Origin of the sequence: Sphingobacterium multivorum (genome assembly GCF_900457465.1) — a bacterium.
Taxonomy (GTDB): Bacteria; Bacteroidota; Bacteroidia; order Sphingobacteriales; family Sphingobacteriaceae; genus Sphingobacterium; species Sphingobacterium multivorum.
Genome location: NZ_UAUU01000009.1, coordinates 981,828 through 1,002,734 on the forward strand (window position 1 = coordinate 981,828; position 20,907 = coordinate 1,002,734).

The 20,907-nt window shown below is 41.7% G+C and carries 13 protein-coding genes; 10 read left to right on the forward strand and 3 right to left on the reverse strand.

The features are described from left to right. Positions 1-6 precede the first annotated feature (6 nt). Positions 7-1,923, reverse strand: a complete 1,917-nt coding sequence (locus tag DTA23_RS15790) for a heavy metal translocating P-type ATPase (RefSeq protein ID WP_112375268.1) — start codon at positions 1,921-1,923, stop codon at positions 7-9. A gap of 212 nt (positions 1,924-2,135) precedes the next feature. Then, complete coding sequence (locus tag DTA23_RS15795) at positions 2,136-2,477, reverse strand: phage holin family protein (protein ID WP_112375452.1); 342 nt, start codon at positions 2,475-2,477, stop codon at positions 2,136-2,138. 402 nt (positions 2,478-2,879) lie between these two features. Between DTA23_RS15795 and DTA23_RS15800 the strand changes: the two genes are divergently transcribed. The 9 genes from DTA23_RS15800 to DTA23_RS15840 all read left to right on the forward strand — a co-directional run bounded on the left by DTA23_RS15800 (position 2,880) and on the right by DTA23_RS15840 (position 17,380). Continuing rightward, complete coding sequence (locus DTA23_RS15800; protein WP_070565860.1) at positions 2,880-3,305, forward strand: DUF2147 domain-containing protein; 426 nt, start codon at positions 2,880-2,882, stop codon at positions 3,303-3,305. Between the two features lie 154 nt (positions 3,306-3,459). Next, positions 3,460-4,707, forward strand: a complete 1,248-nt coding sequence (locus DTA23_RS15805; RefSeq protein WP_112375269.1) for an ABC transporter permease — start codon at positions 3,460-3,462, stop codon at positions 4,705-4,707. Positions 4,708-4,967: 260 nt separating this feature from the next. Then, complete coding sequence (gene kbl, locus DTA23_RS15810) at positions 4,968-6,158, forward strand: glycine C-acetyltransferase (protein ID WP_112375270.1); 1,191 nt, start codon at positions 4,968-4,970, stop codon at positions 6,156-6,158. Positions 6,159-6,236: 78 nt separating this feature from the next. Then, positions 6,237-8,042, forward strand: a complete 1,806-nt coding sequence (gene typA, locus DTA23_RS15815; RefSeq protein WP_112375271.1) for a translational GTPase TypA — start codon at positions 6,237-6,239, stop codon at positions 8,040-8,042. A 313-nt stretch (positions 8,043-8,355) separates the two neighbouring features. Continuing rightward, the gene (gene uvrA, locus DTA23_RS15820) at positions 8,356-11,157 is read left to right on the forward strand and encodes an excinuclease ABC subunit UvrA (RefSeq protein WP_112375272.1); all 2,802 of its coding nucleotides are present in this window, start codon (positions 8,356-8,358) and stop codon (positions 11,155-11,157) included. Positions 11,158-11,298: 141 nt separating this feature from the next. Next, the gene (gene pafA, locus DTA23_RS15825; RefSeq protein WP_112375273.1) at positions 11,299-12,942 is read left to right on the forward strand and encodes an alkaline phosphatase PafA; all 1,644 of its coding nucleotides are present in this window, start codon (positions 11,299-11,301) and stop codon (positions 12,940-12,942) included. Positions 12,943-13,033: 91 nt separating this feature from the next. Next, positions 13,034-13,474 carry an RrF2 family transcriptional regulator gene (locus tag DTA23_RS15830; RefSeq protein WP_070565866.1) on the forward strand — a complete coding sequence of 147 codons (441 nt, stop codon included), beginning with the start codon at positions 13,034-13,036 and terminating at the stop codon, positions 13,472-13,474. 218 nt (positions 13,475-13,692) lie between these two features. Further along, positions 13,693-16,479 carry an outer membrane beta-barrel protein gene (locus DTA23_RS15835; RefSeq protein WP_112375274.1) on the forward strand — a complete coding sequence of 929 codons (2,787 nt, stop codon included), beginning with the start codon at positions 13,693-13,695 and terminating at the stop codon, positions 16,477-16,479. Positions 16,480-16,585: 106 nt separating this feature from the next. Continuing rightward, on the forward strand, positions 16,586-17,380 hold the full coding sequence (locus DTA23_RS15840; protein WP_112375275.1) for a GLPGLI family protein: 795 nt from the start codon (positions 16,586-16,588) through the stop codon (positions 17,378-17,380). 95 nt (positions 17,381-17,475) lie between these two features. Here DTA23_RS15840 and metG read toward each other — a convergent pair whose 3' ends face one another. Then, on the reverse strand, positions 17,476-19,545 hold the full coding sequence (gene metG / locus DTA23_RS15845; RefSeq protein WP_112375276.1) for a methionine--tRNA ligase: 2,070 nt from the start codon (positions 19,543-19,545) through the stop codon (positions 17,476-17,478). A 409-nt stretch (positions 19,546-19,954) separates the two neighbouring features. Between metG and DTA23_RS15850 the strand changes: the two genes are divergently transcribed. Beyond that, on the forward strand, positions 19,955-20,857 hold the full coding sequence (locus DTA23_RS15850; RefSeq protein WP_112375277.1) for a S66 peptidase family protein: 903 nt from the start codon (positions 19,955-19,957) through the stop codon (positions 20,855-20,857). Positions 20,858-20,907: the final 50 nt, after the last annotated feature.

The window sequence follows — 20,907 nt, forward strand, 5'->3', positions numbered from 1 at the left end:
TTTTAGTTAGACTTTTTTCTGCTGAATTCGAATGGCATTTAAAATAGCCAAAAGTGCTACCCCAACATCGGCGATAACGGCTTCCCAGAGCGTTGCAACACCACCGGCACCAAGAACCAAGACAATGATTTTGATCCCCATCGCGAGAATGACGTTCTGCCAGACAATGCTTCGGGTAATTTTACCGATTTTGATGGCAGACAGGATCTTGTGGGGTTCATCGTTCTGGATCACCACATCAGCCGTTTCGATGGTTGCATCGGCTCCGAGTCCACCCATGGCAATGCCGACCTGCGCCAAAGCTACTACAGGTGCGTCATTTACGCCGTCACCTGCAAAGGCAACACGGCGACCTTGATCGATCAGTTGTTGTACATGATTTACCTTATCTTCCGGAAGGAGGTCCCCATAAGCTTTGTCTAGCCCAAGTTCTTTGGCAACTTCATTTACTACCGCTGTTTTATCCCCAGATAGCATGACGGTATATAAACCTTGAGCACGCATGGTTTGGATCACTTCCTTGGCATCGGGCTTAATCCGATCCGCCACAGTGATATAACCCGCATATTGATCTTCGATGGCAAGCAATACAATGGAGTAGGCCACTTGCCTTAGCTCTGCAGGATAGCTTATATTGAATTTGTCCAGTAACTTGCTGTTGCCTGCGAGTGTACGTTTTCCATTAACAGTGGCGAGGAGTCCGTGGCCTGCTATTTCCTGGGTTTTCTCAGCTTGCAATGCGGGCCTGCCGGGATGATAACTTGCGATCGCCTTTGCGATGGGATGTGTTGAATGTGCCTCGACAGCCTTAGCGTAACTCAGTAATTCCGTTGGATCTCGATGGACAGCAAAAACTTCCGTTACTTCAAATACACCCGCTGTAAGTGTCCCCGTTTTATCCATGACAATGGTATCGACAGCGGTGATGGCATCGAGGAAGTTCCCGCCCTTAAATAGTATGCCATTTCGGGAGGCTAAACCTATACCACCAAAATACCCCAAGGGAATCGAAACAACCAGGGCACAGGGACAGCTGATCACCAAGAAGACCAAACTCCGGTAGAACCATTCTTTAAAACTATAGTCCTGAACAAAAAACAGGGGTAAAATAAGAACCAAAAGCGCGAGGCCGAAAATAATAGGAACATATATTTTGGCAAATCTGGCAATAAACAATTGTGTTTTGGACTTCCGTGCGGTAGCATCCTGGACCATTTCGAGAATTTTGCTCAATTTGCTATCCTCAAATGTATTGGTTACCTCGATCTCAACAACCGTTTCCAGATTAATCATGCCTGCAAAAACAGCTTCGTCCTTATATTTTGTATCGGGTTTACTCTCTCCAGTCAATGCTGCGGTATTAAATGCGGCTTTCTCCGTTTTCAATTTACCATCCAGCGCCACTTTTTCTCCTGCTTTTACAAGGATAATTTCACCGATTGTGACGGTTTTTGGATTTACCTGCTGCTGTTGCCCGTTGCGCAGCACCGTTACTTTATCGGGACGGATATCCAATAGCGATTTAATTGATTTCTTGGCGTTATCGACGGCAGTATCCTGAAACCACTCTCCGATTTGGTAGAATACCATTACCGCGACACCCTCTTCAAATTCTCCAATGGCGAAAGCACCCAAGGTTGCAACGGTCATTAAAAAAAATTCATTAAAAATATCACCACGGCTTGCCTTGCGAAATGCCATTTGAATAACGGGGATTCCCGCGAGAAGGTAGGCAACGCTATTTAAGGTCAAGCTGATGCCAAAGGGAAGGCTGATCTTAAACGCATATTTCAATAGGAGTAAAGTAAGTAAGATGACGAGAGCCATGACCAGCTTACGCTGGGTAATCCACCAAGGCTGTTCCTTTGTTGTAAGACCATGCTCCGGTGTGGCATGGCTATGCTCGTGGTTGTGTTCGCACATATATCAGCGGTTCTTTATGAGAATTAAATTTACCGAATTCTGCCGTAAAAAGCGAGGGAATGGGGATAAACTCATCCATAAAGACGACTATTTTAGAGGAATCGGACCGGTAAAAAATATATTTCAACTGATAGGTTATTTCAATGGAGGAATGTGAAAAAGGGCTATCCAATTTTTTGGATAGCCCCTTATGCTATGTAATGAATGTACTCTTAATCTTTTGACATACTGCCAATAATCATTTCCAATATGGCAACGACAATGGCAAACAGCGCTGCGGTCCAAAATCCATGTACATCAAATTTGGAGCCGAGAAGTGAATCGGTCAACAAGACCATTAATACGGTAATAATAAAGGAAACTAGACCCAAGGTAATCCAATTCAATGGGAAAGTAAATAACCTTAAAATCGATCCCACAGTGGCGTTGACAAATCCAATGACAAGTCCTGTAACGATCGCCCAGCCGAAACCAGCAACTTCCGCACCAGGGACAACCCAGCAAGCAATTGCGACTACCAGGCCAGTAACTAAAAGACTAATAATAAATTTCATAATATGTGCTAATTTATAACGAGTAAATAAAGTAATAATATAATAATTGTCGTACAAACCCAATGCCAAACTTTGTTTAAATTATCGTTTTTAATCTTTGGGGTTAGATGGATGGATGGATGGATGGATGGATGGATCGTTAACTTGTATTAATAACTGGGGCTGATTGATAAATAGCAATACTGGAATAAAAAATATATGCAAGCATAGTAAATATTTTGTATATTTATTCAGAAGCTATGCATGCTCTAGCCGTATGGTCATCAACGATTATGCGTGTTATGTATGACGATTGCCGATGGTGGAAAAGAATTGAAAGACGTATTTAAGTCGTTTAAACAAGCGATCGGATCGCCAATAGCGGGGAAATTGAAAGAATTAAGTTCATAAAATAATAGACCCATGAAGAAAATTATGATGTCATTCATAATGCTGCTGACTACAGTGGCATTATTTGCGCAGACCGATCCCATCATCGGAAAGTGGGAAAACCCAAGCGGCGAAGGTCGTGTTGAAATTTACAAGAAAGGCGATAAGTTTTTTGGAAAACTTTATTGGCTGAAATTTCCAAATAATGAAGCCGGTCAGCCCAAGAAAGATATAAAAAACCCAGATAAAGCATTGCAGGGCAGAAATGTGCAGGGCCTCGAAATCCTGACCAATTTTGATAAGGATGGCAATACCTATGTTGATGGCAAGATCTATGATCCGAAGTCGGGCAAAACGTATAGCTGCAAGATGACCTTAAAAGGAGATAAGCTTGATATCAGGGGTTATGTTGGTGTGAGCCTGCTTGGACGCACCGAGACATGGAAAAGAATTAATTAAGGCAGAAAATGGCCGCAAAATCAACATAATCCGCTTGCATGGATAGGTCAGATTCCATCCAAAAGGCAATTTATTTCTTGGAAGTAAATTGCCTTTTTGGTTTTGTGCTGGAATTACAGTATTTTCATCCCTACAAATTATAAATACCAGCTCTATGGCCGTAAAAATGTCTTATGTTGAAAATGTCAAGCTTGCACTACAGTCCATTGTAGGGAATAAGCTGCGGACATTTTTAACAGCACTGATCATTGCCATAGGAATGATGGCTTTAATAGGAGTATTGACCTCGATCGATGCCATGAAAAACTCGCTAACAGATTCCTTTTCATCCATGGGATCAAATTCCTTCAACATACGCAACAGGGGATTAAATGTCCGGATCGGTAATGAAGGAACTCGCTCAAAAGTCTTTGCTAATATTACCTATGCACAATCTGCAAGATTCAGGCAGGATTTTCACTTTAATGCGCTGACATCGATCAGTGCCAATGTAAGCTGGAATACGACCGCAAAATATCAATCCAAAAAAACAAACCCCAATATCGGCCTGATCGGGACAGATGAAAATTATCTGCAGACATCAGGGTATGTTGTTAGCGAAGGCCGTAATTTTTCTACGCGGGAGGTTGAAACAGGTAGTGGCGTGATCATCATCGGTAGTGAAGTGAGTAAAATGCTATTCAACGAAATTATTGATCCAATAGGGCAGTTTATTACGGTTAACAATATCCGCTATTTGGTGATAGGAGTCTTAAAAAGTAAAGGTTCTTCTGCCGGGATGGGCGGGGATAGGGCCTGCTTTATTCCACTGATCAAGGCCCGGGCAGTGATGCAGGGTACCGAGCCCTCCTATGTGATAACTGTTTCTTCCAATGATCCGATGCGATTGGAAGCCGCAATCGGCGAAGCTACCATCGTCTTTCGGAATATCCGCGGATTGACATCACGGCAGTCCAATGATTTTGAAATCACCAAATCCGATGCGGTTGCCCAGATGCTGATGCAAAATATGGCTATGGTTACTTTGGGAGCCGTGGTGATTGCTTTTATAACCCTTGTGGGAGCTTCAATCGGATTGATGAACATTATGCTAGTCTCGGTTACTGAACGTACCCGGGAGATCGGCATACGCAAGGCGATCGGTGCAACACCGAGTGTTATACGGAAACAATTTTTGATGGAAGCCATCGTGATCTGTATGATCGGAGGTGTGGCCGGAATCTTTATTGGTATCCTGATCGGTAATATCCTGGCGCTACAGCTCGGCACATCCTTTATTATACCTTGGGGAGCGATAATTTTAGGTTTTGCGGTATGTGGACTCGTTGGTATGCTATCGGGCTATTACCCCGCCTCAAAAGCATCTAAACTGGATCCCGTCGATGCGCTTCGTTACGAGTAAATGACATTGGCCCCCCTGTCGCTCTATTTTTACATTCACCCTGCTTGCAGCCCCAAGATGTCTCGCGATTGTCTCCCTGTTGGTCGCTATCAAAGCAAGAGGAAAAGTGCCCTTTTCTCGCAAGGTAAAGCAACTTATTCCAATGAAAACCATCAATAGCATTGCGAAAAAATTATGCTATTGATCGCTTCATTAGCCATTGAAAAACACATTATCTCAATGAAAAACTGTAATATTGTATAAAAAAATAAAATCGAATTATGTACAATACATTACAACCAGTTTTAGAAAAGGAATTGGAAGCAATCAAAGAAGCGGGATTGTATAAACAAGAGCGTGTAATCGTTACGCCTCAAGGAGCAGACATCAAAGTGAGTACAGGACAGGAAGTTGTCAATTTTTGTGCTAACAATTATTTGGGTCTGTCTTCGCACCCCAAAGTAATCGAAGCAGCTAAGAAAGCGATTGATACACATGGTTATGGAATGTCATCCGTACGTTTCATCTGTGGTACCCAAGATGTGCATAAAGAGTTAGAAGCAAAAATTTCAAAGTTCCTCGGAACAGAAGATACTATTTTATATGCGGCAGCATTCGACGCGAATGGTGGTGTGTTTGAACCCTTATTTGGTGCTGAAGATGCCATCATTTCCGATGAATTGAATCACGCCTCTATCATTGACGGTGTTCGTTTGTGTAAAGCACAACGTTTCCGTTATAAAAATGCAGATATGGCTGATTTGGAAGCACAATTGCAGGCTGCATCTGGTGCTCGGCATAAAATCATTGTTACAGATGGCGCATTTTCGATGGACGGCTCTGTCGCGCCATTGGATCAGATCTGTGATCTAGCAGACAAATACCAGGCGCTAGTGATGATCGATGAGTCGCACTGTACTGGATTTATCGGTGCAACGGGACGTGGTACACACGAGCTTTTCAATGTTATCGATCGTGTAGACATTATTACGGGCACTTTGGGCAAAGCCTTAGGCGGTGCTTCTGGTGGTTTCACTTCCGGTAAAAAAGAAATCATCGATTTGTTACGTCAGCGTTCACGTCCATACCTATTTTCGAATACCCTGGCACCAGCAATTGCAGGGGCTTCTGTAGCGGTTTTAGATATGCTGAGTGAGACAACTTCATTGCGCGATAAATTGGAGTCAAATACAACTTATTTCCGTGAAAAAATGACGGCTGCTGGATTTGATATCAAACCAGGTTTCCACCCAATCGTGCCTGTAATGCTTTATGACGCGAAATTGGCACAGGAGTTTGCAGCCAAGATGCTGGACGAGGGAATTTATGTGATTGGTTTCTACTATCCTGTTGTACCTCAGGGAAAAGCCCGTATCCGTGTGCAGATTTCGGCAGGACACGAAGTTGCTCACCTGGATAAAGCAATCGCCGCCTTTACCAAAGTAGGTAAAGAATTAGGTGTAATTAAATAAAATACACATAGTTATAAATTTTGTGGTGCAAAATGTTTATCTTTGCACCCTAAAATTTTATAAAAATATTCTTGCTCAATGCAAAACATTAGAAACATTGCGATCATCGCTCACGTCGACCACGGTAAAACTACGCTTGTAGACAAAATTTTATATTTTACCAATCAATTCAGAGAAAATGAAAATGCTGGTGAATTAATCCTAGACAATAATGATTTAGAGCGTGAGCGCGGGATCACTATTGTATCTAAGAACGTATCAGTAACATATAAAGGTGTTAAAATCAACATCATCGATACCCCAGGTCACGCCGATTTCGGTGGTGAAGTAGAGCGTGTATTGAAGATGGCTGATGGCGTAGTGCTATTGGTCGATGCTTTCGAAGGACCAATGCCTCAAACACGTTTCGTTACAGGTAAAGCTTTGGGATTAGGTATCAAACCTATCGTCGTTGTCAATAAAGTCGATAAAGAAAACTGTCGTCCTGAAGAAGTATACGAACATGTTTTTGACCTATTCTTCAACTTAGGTGCTACTGAAGAGCAATTGGACTTCCCAGTATTGTACGGTTCTTCAAAACAAGGATGGATGTCTACAGATTGGAAAAATCGGACAGAAGACTTCACGGACTTGTTGGAAGCCATCATCAAATATATCCCTGCACCAGAAGTATCTGAAGGTACTTTGCAAATGCAGGTAACATCATTGGATTATTCGACGTTCGTAGGACGTATCGCTATCGGTCGTGTTGCGCGTGGTACGATCAAGGAAAACCAACCGGTTTCTTTGGTGAAACGCGATGGAAAAGTTGTGAAATCACGTGTAAAAGAACTACAGGTATTTGAAGGCCTTGGCCGCATCAAAGTGCCTGAAGTAAGTGCCGGTGATATCTGTGCCGTAGTAGGTATCGAAGGTTTCGATATCGGTGATACCATTGCAGATTTTGAAAATCCAGAGCAATTGGAAGTTATCAGCATTGATGAACCAACAATGAACATGTTGTTTACCATCAATAACTCTCCTTTCTTCGGTAAAGAAGGTAAATTGGTAACATCACGTAACATCTACGATCGTTTACAAAAAGAGTTGGAGAAAAACTTAGCACTACGTGTCGTTCCTACAGAGTCTCCAGATGCTTGGTTGGTATACGGACGTGGTATCCTTCACTTGTCGGTATTGATCGAAACAATGCGTCGTGAAGGTTATGAATTGCAAGTGGGCCAGCCACAAGTTATCATCAAAGAAATTGATGGTCAAAAATGTGAGCCAATCGAAGAACTTGTTGTTGACGTTCCTTCTGATGTGTCAGGAAAAGTAATTGAGTTGGTGACCCAACGTAAAGGTGAGTTGTTGATTATGGAAGCTAGAGGAGATATGCAACATCTTGAGTTCTCTATCCCTTCTCGCGGTATCATCGGTTTACGTAACAACGTGTTGACAGCAACAGCTGGTGAAGCTGTTATGGCACACCGTTTGAAAGGTTACGAGCCTTGGAAAGGTACAATTCCTGGTCGTTTGGCTGGTGTATTGATCTCTTTGGATACAGGTTCAACAACAGCATACTCCATCGATAAGTTACAAGACCGTGGTCGTTTCTTCGTAGATCCAGGTGTGGATGTATATGAAGGACAAATCCTAGGTGAACACATCCGTGACAATGATTTAACGATCAACGTTACCAAAGGAAAACAGTTGACAAATATGCGTGCTTCTGGTTCTGACGACAACGTACGTATTGCACCAGCAATCAAATTCTCCTTGGAAGAATGTATGGAGTATATTCAAGCTGACGAGTATATTGAGGTGACACCGCAATCAATGCGTCTGCGTAAAATCTATTTGACTGAAAACGAGCGTAAAGTAAACGCGAAGAAATTTCAATAGTCAATAGTTAAACGCTATATAAAAAAGCCATCGAATCTGATTCGATGGCTTTTTTCGTTATTGATAATTCAAAGCGCGGCCTTAGCAAACATTTGTGAATCTGTTACTTTTAGACCTATTTGTTATCATGCAGGGGCCAATGAACTCACCGAGGGCGGCTAATGGATAGAAAGAATTCGTTATCATTGCTATTGCTGCATGCGAGATCATAAACTTTTTTTGAAATTTAGGTGATAGAAAACCGAATAGCTTTTTAATTCGCAGGAATATAATCAGCCAAGAATACGTAACTTTGTGTGAGATAAGGATTATTATGAGTAAACAGGTGGAGCACACTCCAAAAGAATATATTCAGATAAAGGGTGCAAGAGTTAATAACTTAAAGAATATTGACGTTGATATCCCAAAAAATAAATTAGTTGTTATCACTGGAATGTCGGGCTCAGGAAAATCCTCCTTAGCTTTTGATACGCTCTATGCCGAAGGACAGCGACGTTATGTCGAAAGTCTTTCTTCGTACGCAAGACAATTTATGGGACGGATGAATAAACCGGAGGTGGATTACATCAAAGGTATCGCCCCTGCAATTGCCATTGAGCAACGCGTCATTACGTCCAACCCCCGTTCGACGGTGGGGACATCCACTGAGATCTATGATTATCTGAAATTGTTGTATGCCCGGATCGGCAAGACAATTTCTCCTATATCAGGTCGCGAGGTGACCAAAGACAGTGTGAGTTCAGTGGTGGATTTTGCCTTGAATTTGGAAGAGGGGACAACGGTGACACTTCTCGCGCCACTTATTCCTGCTCATGGACGTAAACTTAAGGAAGAACTGTCGCTCCTGTTACAGAAAGGTTTTGTGCGTGTCGTCTTTGGGGATAGCATGCAGAAAATCGAAGCTATTATCGATGATAAGGCCGTCGCCAATAAAGACCTTCAGGATGGTGAAGTGCTTATTGTCGTCGACCGGGTCCGTGTTGAACAGGACGATGATACCGTCAATCGACTTTCTGACTCTGTCCAAACAGGTTTTTTCGAAGGTAAGGGTGAGCTCTATATGGAAGAAAATGGTCAAAGACATCATTTCTCCCATAAATTTGAACTTGATGGAATAACATTTGAAGAACCTACACCAAATTTCTTCAGTTTTAATAACCCCTATGGTGCCTGTCGTCGATGTGAGGGCTATGGAAAGATCATTGGTATTGACCCTGATCTTGTTATTCCAGACAAAAGCCGCTCGGTCTACGATGGCGCAATTGCACCTTGGCGAGGAGAGAAAATGGGCGAGTGGTTACAAGTGCTTGTTAAAAGTTCGTTGAAATTTGATTTCCCAATACATCGTGCCTACATGGACCTGACTGCGGCGCAGAAAGAGCTGCTGTGGACGGGAAATAAATATTTCGCAGGTCTTACTCAATTTTTTGAAGAGCTCGAAGCTCAGACCTATAAAATTCAATACCGGGTGATGTTATCGCGCTACCGCGGGAAGACAGATTGCCCGGATTGCCGCGGTACCCGTTTACGCAAAGATGCGACTTACGTGAAAGTAGGGGGCAAGTCTATCACCGATATCGTTTTGATGCCGCTTGAGGAAGCCTTGGAATTCTTTAAAACCCTACCGCTGGTGGGTAATGAACTGGTCATTGCCAAAAGACTTCTTGCTGAAATTAATAATAGATTGCAATTTTTGTGCGATGTTGGATTAAGTTACCTGACCTTGAACCGGCTATCGAATACCCTTTCTGGAGGGGAATCACAGCGGATCAATCTGGCAACTTCATTAGGAAGTTCACTCGTAGGTTCTATTTATGTGTTGGACGAGCCAAGTATTGGACTTCATCCACGTGATACACAGCGTCTGATTTCTGTGCTGAAATCCCTGCGCGATGTTGGTAATACGGTTGTGGTGGTCGAGCATGAGCAGGAGATGATGGAGGCGGCTGATTACCTGATCGATATCGGACCGGAAGCCGGGATCAATGGCGGCGAAATGGTCTTCGCAGGTACATATCAGCAGATTCTGAAAGATACAAAGAGCCTTACGGGGCAATACCTCAGTGGTAAAAGCCAGATTGAGGTACCCCAAAAGCGCCGCTCATGGTCCAATAGTGTGACCATTAAAGGAGCGCATGAGAATAACCTCAAAGGGATTGATGTACAATTTCCATTGAATACGTTTACTGTGGTGACAGGTGTTTCAGGGTCAGGTAAGACCTCCTTGGTCAAACGTATCCTTTACCCAGCATTGCAGAAGTCGATAGGCAATTACTCTGGTGAACAGACTGGGGTCTATGATGCGATCGAGGGGGATATTACCCATATAGAACAAGTTGAAATGGTCGATCAAAACCCGATCGGTCGTTCTTCGCGATCCAACCCGGTGACTTACGTGAAAGCCTGGGATGAAATCAGGGCCTTATATGCCAACCAGGCAGCAGCCAAAGCTGCTGGACTGAAACCTGCGGCATTTTCATTTAATGTTGAAGGTGGACGTTGTGATGTCTGTCAGGGTGAAGGTGAAGTTAAAATTGAAATGCAATTTATGGCCGATATCGTTTTGCCATGTGAGGCCTGTGGGGGCAAGCGATTTAAACAGTTTGTGCTTGATGTACACTATAAGAACAAGTCGGTAGCAGATGTTCTCGAGCTGAGTGTTGATGAAGCGATCGTATTCTTTGCAGACCAGCCTAAAATATTAGCGAAATTGCAGCCTTTACAGGACGTTGGACTAGGCTACGTTAAGCTCGGGCAATCGTCAAGTACATTGTCTGGCGGTGAAGCACAGCGGATTAAACTCGCCTCCTTCCTCATTAAGGGAAATAATAGCAAGAAGACACTTTTTATCTTTGATGAGCCAACAACAGGCTTACACTTTCAGGATATTAAAAAGTTATTGAAATCATTTGATGCACTGATTGCCTTAGGGAACAGTATATTAGTGATCGAGCATAATATGGATATGATCAAATCGGCAGATTGGGTAATCGATATTGGTCCTGAGGGCGGTAATAAAGGTGGAAAGCTCGTCTTTGCGGGACTTCCTGAAGAACTTATTCATTGTAAAGATTCTTATACAGGTCAATTTTTAAAGACACATTTAAAAGATTAAATCCTACTTTAGCGAAGTGAAGTAATCTGTCTCAGGGCAACTGGACTGCCAATAAGTTGCGCTTTATTGTTCCTTTTGTTAAGGTCTGATAGAATAGTATACAGTAAATAAAAAACTAATATTTCAATACTTAATACGATTATGATTAAAAGATTTTTTTTAAGTGTCGTCCTTGGAATAGCGGCGCTTTCGTCCATGGCGCAACAACCGGAAAGACCAAAATTGGTTGTCGGCCTGATGGTGGATCAAATGCGTTGGGATTATTTATATCGTTTTGCGGATCGATATGGAAATGATGGTTTCAAACGACTTTTGAAAGAAGGATTTTCCTGTGAAAATACATTGATTAACTATATTCCGACATACACAGCCATTGGGCACAGTTCGGTCTATACAGGATCCGTTCCCTCCATACATGGCATTGCGGGCAATGACTGGATCGAAGAACAGACGGGTAAAAATATGTACTGTACGCAGGACGATAATGTTGTCGGTGTAGGGACTACCGCCAAGGAAGGGCAGCAGTCTCCACGTAATTTGCTTGCATCGACTGTAACGGATCAATTGAAACTCGCTTCTAACTTTAAGTCCAAAGTGATCGGTATTGCCATCAAAGACCGCGGTGGTATTTTGCCAGCGGGGCATTTTGCCGATGCGGCGTATTGGTTTGAAGCTAAATCAGGCGATTGGATCACCTCTAATTTCTACATGGATAAATTACCAAAATGGGTGGTGGACTTCAATAAGCGTAAATTAGCTGAAAAGTACCTAAAAGGCGACTGGAAGCCTATGTATGATATTAGTACCTATGCTGCCAACAGCATTGCAGATGATAATATTTACGAAGGTAAATACCCTGGCGAAGAAAAACCGACTTTGCCGCGCGCAACTTCTAAGCTAATGAAAGACGAAGGCTATGAGCTAATCAAAACCACACCAATGGGAAATCAGTTTACGTTGGATCTGGCTATGGAAGCAATCAAAAATGAGCAGATGGGAAATAACCCAACTAAAAATACCGACTTCCTTTGTGTGAGTCTTTCTGCAACAGACTACGTTGGACACCGTTACTCATTGACAGCAGTGGAGATTGAAGATATCTATCTGCAGCTCGATAAACAGCTTGCCGATTTCTTCAACTACCTCGATAAGACGGTGGGCAAGGGTAACTACACGTTCTTCCTGACAGCAGATCATGGCGCTTCTTATAACTCTCGTTTCTTTATGGATATGAAAGGAAATGGTGGTTATTTCTATTCTCGTCAGATTATCACAGGACTTAACAAAACCCTTAAAGAAAAATTTGGACAGGAGAAGCTTGTTAAAAGCATGATGAACTACCAGGTGCACTTAAATAATCAATTGATTGATTCGTTGAACTTGGATCGTGATAAAATAAAAGAGACCATCATTCGTGAACTTCGCCATACCGAAGGTGTCGCGTATGTTGCTGATATGGAAAAAGGGGAAAGTCTGATGATCCCGGCGCCTATTCGCGAAAAAATGATCAACGGTTACAACTTTAAACGTAGTGGTGCTATTCAGATCGTTTGTGAGCCACAATGGTATGACGGCACACCGCGCTCCACCGGGACAACACATGGTACCTGGTCTGGCTATGATTCCCATATTCCTTTGGTATTTATGGGTTGGGGAATTAAACCGGGTGTATCTAATACAGAGGTACATATTGTGGATATTGCACCGACAATTTCTTCACTACTTCACATTACTGAGCCCAATGGTAGCATCGGAAAACCGATCACGGCGGTATTGGGGCAATAAGGAAACTGTTGCTGCATGCGTGAAATCATGAAGGTTTTATTCTATTGAATAAAAAACGTAAATTTGCAATTCAACAGGGGGTTAACAAATTATGCTGTCCAAAAAGACAAAATATGCAATAAAGGCACTGATGGTGCTTGGTCGTAATTACGGTAATGAGCCGATGCAAATCTTGAAGATTGCGCAGGAGGAGAATATTCCAAAAAAATTTTTGGAACAAATTCTACTTGAAATGCGAAATGCCGGAATTCTCTATAGCAAAAAAGGTGCTGGAGGTGGTTATAGCCTCAATAAGGCTCCCGAAGATGTTTTTTTATCGCAGGTGATGCGTCTAATTGATGGCCCCATAGCCTTGCTACCCTGCGTGAGCTTGAACTTCTACCGCTCCTGCGAAGAGTGCACACAAGAGCATGCCTGTGGCATACGCGATACTTTTGTCGAGGTGAGAAATGCCATGTTGCAGATTTTAAATGATACAAGTATTGCCCATTTAATCAATAAGGAAAAAGAATTGAACCTAAATGTAGATTAAAGGAAATAAAATATATTTTTCTATTTAGATTGGAGGCGTAACAAATAAGTTACGCCTCTTTTTTTATGCGGTAAAGTTATTGGTATAAAGTGAATTACCGTGTTTTGTTTGAGGAGTGTAAGCTTAATTTATTAATTATATAATTATTTAACATTATTTTACGAATTTTCCGTAGCAACATTTATATATTTACGTCGACAATATATAAACGAAAATTTATGAAACTAACCTATTCCCTAGTTTTGTTTCTTTTACTTTCTGTCCTGAGTTCCCATTCTTATGCGCAGCATAAACTGGTCGGGTCGGTGGTAGATGTTAAAGATCTTGCAAAACTACATCAAGCTTCAGTCGCGCTGCTTAACCCAAAAGATTCGATTCTGGTAAAATTTGGTCGAACAAAGGAAAATGGATCATTCCAAATCGCTAATCTCGATACCGGTACCTATAAAATGGTGGTTTCCTATCCCCAATATGCAGATTTAGTCAAAGATATTCGTATCGATGCTCAAGACATGGATCTTGGTATGGTAAAACTGTCTAAAGCGGCTTTGCTCTTGGAAGAGGTTCAGGTGAATGGCAAAATTCCTGTGGTTATTAAAGGCGACACCATCGAATACGATGCCGGTAGTTTTAAAGTAGAGAAGGATGCTAAAGTAGAGGACCTATTGAAGGTCTTGCCGGGTATTACGATGGATGGATCAGGCAAGATCATTGCTCAGGGCAAGGAAGTCAAAAAGGTATTGCTTGATGGGGAAGAGTTTTTTGGTGATGATCCAACCCTGATTACCAAGAATATTCGGTCAGATATGGTTAGCAAGGTACAAGTGTATGAGAAGAAATCAGATCTTGCTGTACGTACCGGAGTAGATGATGGCGAACGAACGCAGACAATTGATATTAAGCTCAAAGAAGATAAGAAAAAAGGAATGTTCGGCCAAGCTGTTGCGGGAGCTGGTACCGATAAATATTATGGCGGAAAAGTCATGCTCAATAAGTTTAAGGGATCGCAGAAAATTGCAGCTTATGGCATTCTCGCCAATGATGGAATGGTCGGATTAGGATTTGAAGATAGCCAAAAATATGGTGTGGGCGGAAGCAGCAATGTACAGATGATGGACGGCGGCGGCATTATGATTTCTTCTAGTGGTGATGGCTCCGACGGTGGATGGGATGGTAAATACTATGGTGGTGGCGTGCCTAAGGCCGTGAACATGGGCGCAAGTTATTCCGACAAATCCAAAGATGATAAGCATAAGATCAATGTCAACTTCAAACGGAATCAGATCAATGTCAATAATACAAGTACCTATAATGCGCAGAACAATCTTCCTGAACGTGCGCAGGTCGATAATAATGTGACAGCATCTGAAACCGAAACACAGGCCAATATCGCGAATTTAAGGTATGACTATAAGCTTGATTCGCTCGCAGACTTGACTGTCACTATGGGCTTTACCAAATCTAGCCGCGACAATTTATCCAATTCCGAAGCAGACCAGCGTAAATTGGATGGCACATTGATTACACGGACTTCGTCCAAGACAGATTTAAATAACGATCAGGATAAGTTTAATGTCAATGCGATGCTTACACGTCGTTTTAAAAAGGACCGCCGCTCCATTACTTTCAATGTCAATGCGAATACAGATCAAAATCGTAACAAGACACAGTATTTTTCGGAAAATTTCTTCCAAAGTTCCGGAGATACAACCTTGATCGATCAATATAAAAATGATAAGTTGGCCAACAATACGTATGGTGCTTCAGTAACCTATTCGGAGCCTTTGTCTAAAAGGTTGACTGCTGCAATAGGTTATGCATTCAATCAAAATAAATCGGAAACACTCAATCAGTCATTTGATAGAGATCCGGTTACAGGAAAATATACGGTATTGGACCAAGACCTGCTCAACGATTTTGATTTTAACAGTTTAAAAAATGGTGTCAACGCCTCCTTGAACTACAAGTCCAACACATTAACTGTAAATTTGAGCAATAAGGTTGATTTTGAGCAGGTCAAGAGAACCTATAACAACCTGAATACAATCCTACAGCGGAACCAGACTTCTGTTGCTCCAGTCCTTTCCGTCAACTACAAAATCTCGAAAAGCAAAAATGTGAGCTTCCGATACAGTGGCCGCACGAGCCAGCCATCGTTGACGCAAATAGAGCCGTTGAAACAAAATGCCCAGCCACTCGTCGAGTATTTGGACAATCCAGATCTGGAAGCGGGCTTTAACAACTCCTATTCAATTAATTTCAACAACTACAAGCAGTTAAAAGACCAGAGTATTTATTTTTATGTCAGTGCAGATCAAGGAAAGAAAAGTATCAACAATAGCGTACGCTATGATCTAGATAAAGGTACGCAGCAAATTTCCTACGTGAATATTGATAAAGACAATTGGCGTATGTATGGCGGTGGAGGATACAGTTTTGTATTGAAGAAAAAATGGGGATTAAAAATGAACTTGGGTATGAACGCGCAGTATAACAGCCAGTTTAGCTATTTATCTACTTACAACGAAGATCCTGAGCTCAATAGAAATCAAACATGGAGTGTGGCGCCGAGCCTTGGCTTCAGTCGGTACAAGGCAAATAAAATGGATTTTTACATCTCCATGAGCCCTGGTGTGGAGCAGATGAATTCCTATTTGCAACCTGAATTAAATCGCACGACTTTTAAATTTAGGACGTTCTCGGAGATTACGTATTATTTACCAAAAGACTTCAAAATTTCCCTGTCGACAAACCAGAATTATCAGGCAGCGACGAAAACATTGCAATCCATTAATATCATTAATATGAATGGATATGTTTCCAAAAAATTATTGAAGGATAAGTCTTTGGAAGTACAGGTATTTGTCAACGATATTTTAAACAAAAATAATGGGGTGTACCGTTATCAAAATGGAACTTCATTTATCCAGACCAGCAACGATGTACTGCGTCGTTATGGAATGCTAAAAGTAATCTACAATTTTACAACAATGAACCGTCCATGATTAAATTAACGATTTTTTTTTCAATGATTTCCATGAATTTAATCATGGTAAGCTCCATCTGGCCGATGGAAAAATTAAATTATTTACAGATGAAAGGAGATGCCAAATGAGTAAGTATATCAAGTTGATGGTCTGGGTACTATTGCTGAGCACAGGAGCAGCCCATGCACAACACGCGTATTTTCCAAGTAGCGGAACGGTGACTTATGAACGGAAGTTTCATGTGCAGAATTTCTTAAAACGTAATTATCTCAGCAAACCCGATCTAGATACCTGGGATAAGCTGATGGTCGACAATGCGGTGAAGAATGGGCCTGGAGAAGTTGTGACCCATCATATCCTTAAGTTTTACGATAATGAAACCCTGTTTGAAACGGTACAGGAAGATTATCCTGCGAATTATCGTAATGTGACCCACTATAATTCCATTCTTCCAGACTCAAAAACTTACATTAATTTCCAGAATCAGGAGTTTTTAAAATTGCTCCCCTTTGGAGATGAACAGCTGCTGCTTAAAGATTCGCTGCCGGCTGTAAAATGGAAGTATACCGATGAATACCGTAATATTGCTGGGTACGATTGCCGGAGAGCCAATGGTATTATTCAGGATTCGGTCTATGTTGTCGCTTTTTTTGCGGGACAAATTCCCATCTCGGGCGGCCCGGAACTCATTCATGGCCTCCCGGGGCTGGTAATGGGTGTATCCATCCCAAGTATGAATGTCAATATGTTTGCCACAAAGGTGGAGATTACCAATACAGCATTTTCCAATGTGCTGACCAAAAAGAAAAAGGTGGTTGCGGAATCCAGAGCGGAGATCATAAAGAAGCTGAAAGATACCGTCTATGACTATATGGATGAGAAGGCCTTTAAAAAACGACTGCAGAGTATACTCTTTTAGGGGATAATCTTATACCGTTCTTGTCCCGTCGAGATGAAAAAAAAAGCCTGTTCATACGAACAGGCTTTTTGTATAAAAGAAATACCGGTTTTATATTAACGTACCGTACTTCCTACTTTAATTGTTGTATCTGGTTTGACAAAATCAAGTCGACCATCAGCGTCTTCTGCCATCAGGATCATTCCTTGTGACATAATTCCTTTTATTTCACGAGGCTCAAGATTGACTAAGATGGATACCTGACGGCCTACGATCTCTTCCGGACTAAAGAATTCTGCGATACCCGAAACGACCGTGCGTGTATCTAAGCCGGTGTCTATCGTCAATTTTAACAACTTCTTGGTTTTGGCAACTTTTTCAGCGGCTGTAATGGTTCCGACACGGATATCCATTTTGACAAAATCATCAAAGCTAATATTTTCTTTTGCTGGAGCAACCTTGGCATTATCGGCTAGGTTTTTTGCTTTTGCTTCGGCAAGCTTATTCAATTGGAAGTCGACTTGTTCATCGGTTATTTTGTCGAATAACAATTGCACTTCACCCAATTGGTGTCCAGCTTGGATCAAAGCATCTGAACCTGCGTCGTTCCAGTTTCCTTGTGGAAAATTAAGCATTTCAAATAATTTGATCGCTGTTTTCGGTAAAAAGGGCTGTGCAAGAACGGCAAGATTGGCAACGATCTGTGCCGCTACATTTAGGATTGTTTTGACACGTTCCTCATCTGTTTTAATGATTTTCCATGGCTCCTCATCGGCAAGGTATTTATTGCCCAGACGAGCTACATTCATAAATTCTGCCAATGCCTCACGGAAGCGGAATTGCTCCAAAGACGATTTGATCGAAGTAGGGTATGTTTTTAATTCATCCAGTACCGCTTGGTCTACAGCTGTTAGTGGCGAACCGTTCAATACCTTGCCATCAAAATATTTGTGAGAAAGTACCAAGACACGGTTGACAAAGTTTCCAAAAATAGCAACGAGCTCATTGTTGATCCGAGCTTGGAAATCTTTCCAGGTAAACTCGGCATCCGAAGTTTCCGGTAATATGGCTGTCAATACATAGCGCAATTCATCCTGCTTATCAGGAAATTCCTGTAGGTATTCATGTAACCAAACCGCATGGTTTCTGGACGTGGACAGCTTATCGCCCTCCAGGTTAAGGAATTCGTTGGCGGGAATATTTTCTGGTAAAATATAGTCGCCGTGTGCATGAAGAATCGCTGGGAAAATAATACAGTGGAAAACAATATTATCTTTTCCAATAAAATGGATCAGCGTAGAATCGTCTGCTGGGTTTTCATGGGTTTTCCAATAGTCTTCCCAGTTTTTACCATGGTCTAAAGCCCACTGTTTTGTTGCTGAGATATACCCGATAGGTGCATCTAACCAAACATATAGTTTTTTACCCGCTGCTTCAGCCAAAGGTACATCGACGCCCCAATCCAGATCTCTTGTCATTGAACGCGGCTGTAAACCGGATTTAAGCCAAGATTGACATTGGCCAAAAACGTTGGACTTCAGGATATTTTTCTTTCCTTCGATCAGCCATTTTTCAAGCCAAGGCTGGTATTTATCCAAAGGTAGATACCAATGTTTCGTTTCTTTCAAAACTGGCGTTTTTCCGCTTAACGTTGAAATCGGGTTGATCAAATCTGTTGGGCTAAGTGATGTCCCACACTTTTCACATTGGTCACCATAGGCGCCTTCGGACTTACAATTTGGACAAGTTCCCGTAATGTAACGGTCGGCCAAAAACTGATGGTATTCCTCATCGTAGTACTGCTCCGAAAATTTCTCCACAAATTCGCCTTTGTTGTAAAGGTTCAAGAAGAAATCCTGCGATAACTGGTGATGTATGGGCTCCGACGTACGGTGATATATATCGAAAGAAATACCAAACTCCTCAAAGCTTTCTTTGATTTGTTTATTGTATTTGTCAATGATTTGTTGCGGGGTGATGCCCTCTTTTTTTGCACGGATGGTAATCGCCGCACCATGCTCATCTGAACCACATACATAGACTACATCTTTTTGATTCAGACGCAAATAGCGGACAAAGATATCCCCTGGGATATAAGCTCCGGCAAGGTGTCCAATATGTAAAGGACCATTGGCATAAGGTAATGCCGATGTGATGGTATAACGTTTTTTATCTAGAATACTCAATGCTTGAAAGTATATTAAAGTGTGTACTTGTTTTCTTTGGCAAACTTAGATAAATTGCTGTTTATATGCAATATAAATGCGTGTCATATCGAACAATTTATTCTTGAATTCTTGTTTTGACTTATTTCTACGATTATTTCAACTTGATTAAAATGCGCTTCCATTTAACAGCTTGTTATCGTAGAAATATTATTCAACATAGCGGTAGAAAACTTAGATAAATTTACGTTTATTTGTACATATAAGCACCATATATCAAGTATATTTCTAATCGGACTTTGCAAAGTAGCGGTCCTTTTTTTTGAAAGTGTTTGATGTTATTGGCCAGAAAGATTCTTCAGTTCGCTTGCATAGCTGTTGTTGTCTTCGAAGCCATGAAGGTTTTGTTTGATCATTAGCGATAAAAAAGATGTCCAAAATACCTGATTTTCTGAAAGAAGGCGATAAAGTAGCTATCGTTTGTCCTGCGAGTTTTATACGTGGCTCTATTGATGTTGGCATAAAAACATTGGAGAACTGGGGGCTGGAGGTTGTGGTTGGGAAGACTGTTGGGACATCGTTCCATCAGTTTGCCGGAGATGACAATTTACGCGCTGCCGATCTGCAGTGGGCACTGGATGATCCGTCGATTAAAGCGGTTTTTGCCGCGCGCGGAGGTTACGGTTGTGTTCGTATTGTCGACGAAATCGATTTTTCAAACTTTGAAAAAAATCCCAAGTGGTTGGTGGGTTTTAGCGATATAACCGTATTGCATAGCCATATCCAACGCAATTATAAAATTGCTACAATACATGGACAGATGCCCAAGTCTTTTGAAACGGGCACAAAAGCATCGTTGGAAACGTTAAAAAATGCATTGTTTGGCCATAATATGGATTTTGACTACAAGCAAACGTTATTCCCCAATCGTGCGGGTAAAGGCGAAGGAAAATTGGTCGGCGGAAATTTAGCAATCTTACTATCTGTACTTGCTTCTAATTCGGATGTCAATTACAAGAATAAAGTTTTATTTATAGAGGATGTCGGTGAAGCCTATTACTCCGTAGACAGAATGCTAAGGGCGTTGAAACGCGCGGGGAAATTAAAAAAATTGAATGGTCTAATTGTAGGTGGCTTTTCTGCGATGAAAGACAATGATCCTGCTTTTGGGCAGCGTGTGGAGGAAATTGTGTGGGATATAGTTAAAGAATATGATTTTCCGGTAGCATTTGGCTATCCTGCCGGGCATATTGATGATAATCACGCCCTGGTATTTGGGCGAAAAGTAAAATTGCAGACTACAGCTGATTCTGTTCAGTTAACCTATTTGTAGGGGAAGCTGAACAGAATCTCGTTGTTTTATTTATTGATTATCCCGTTTAT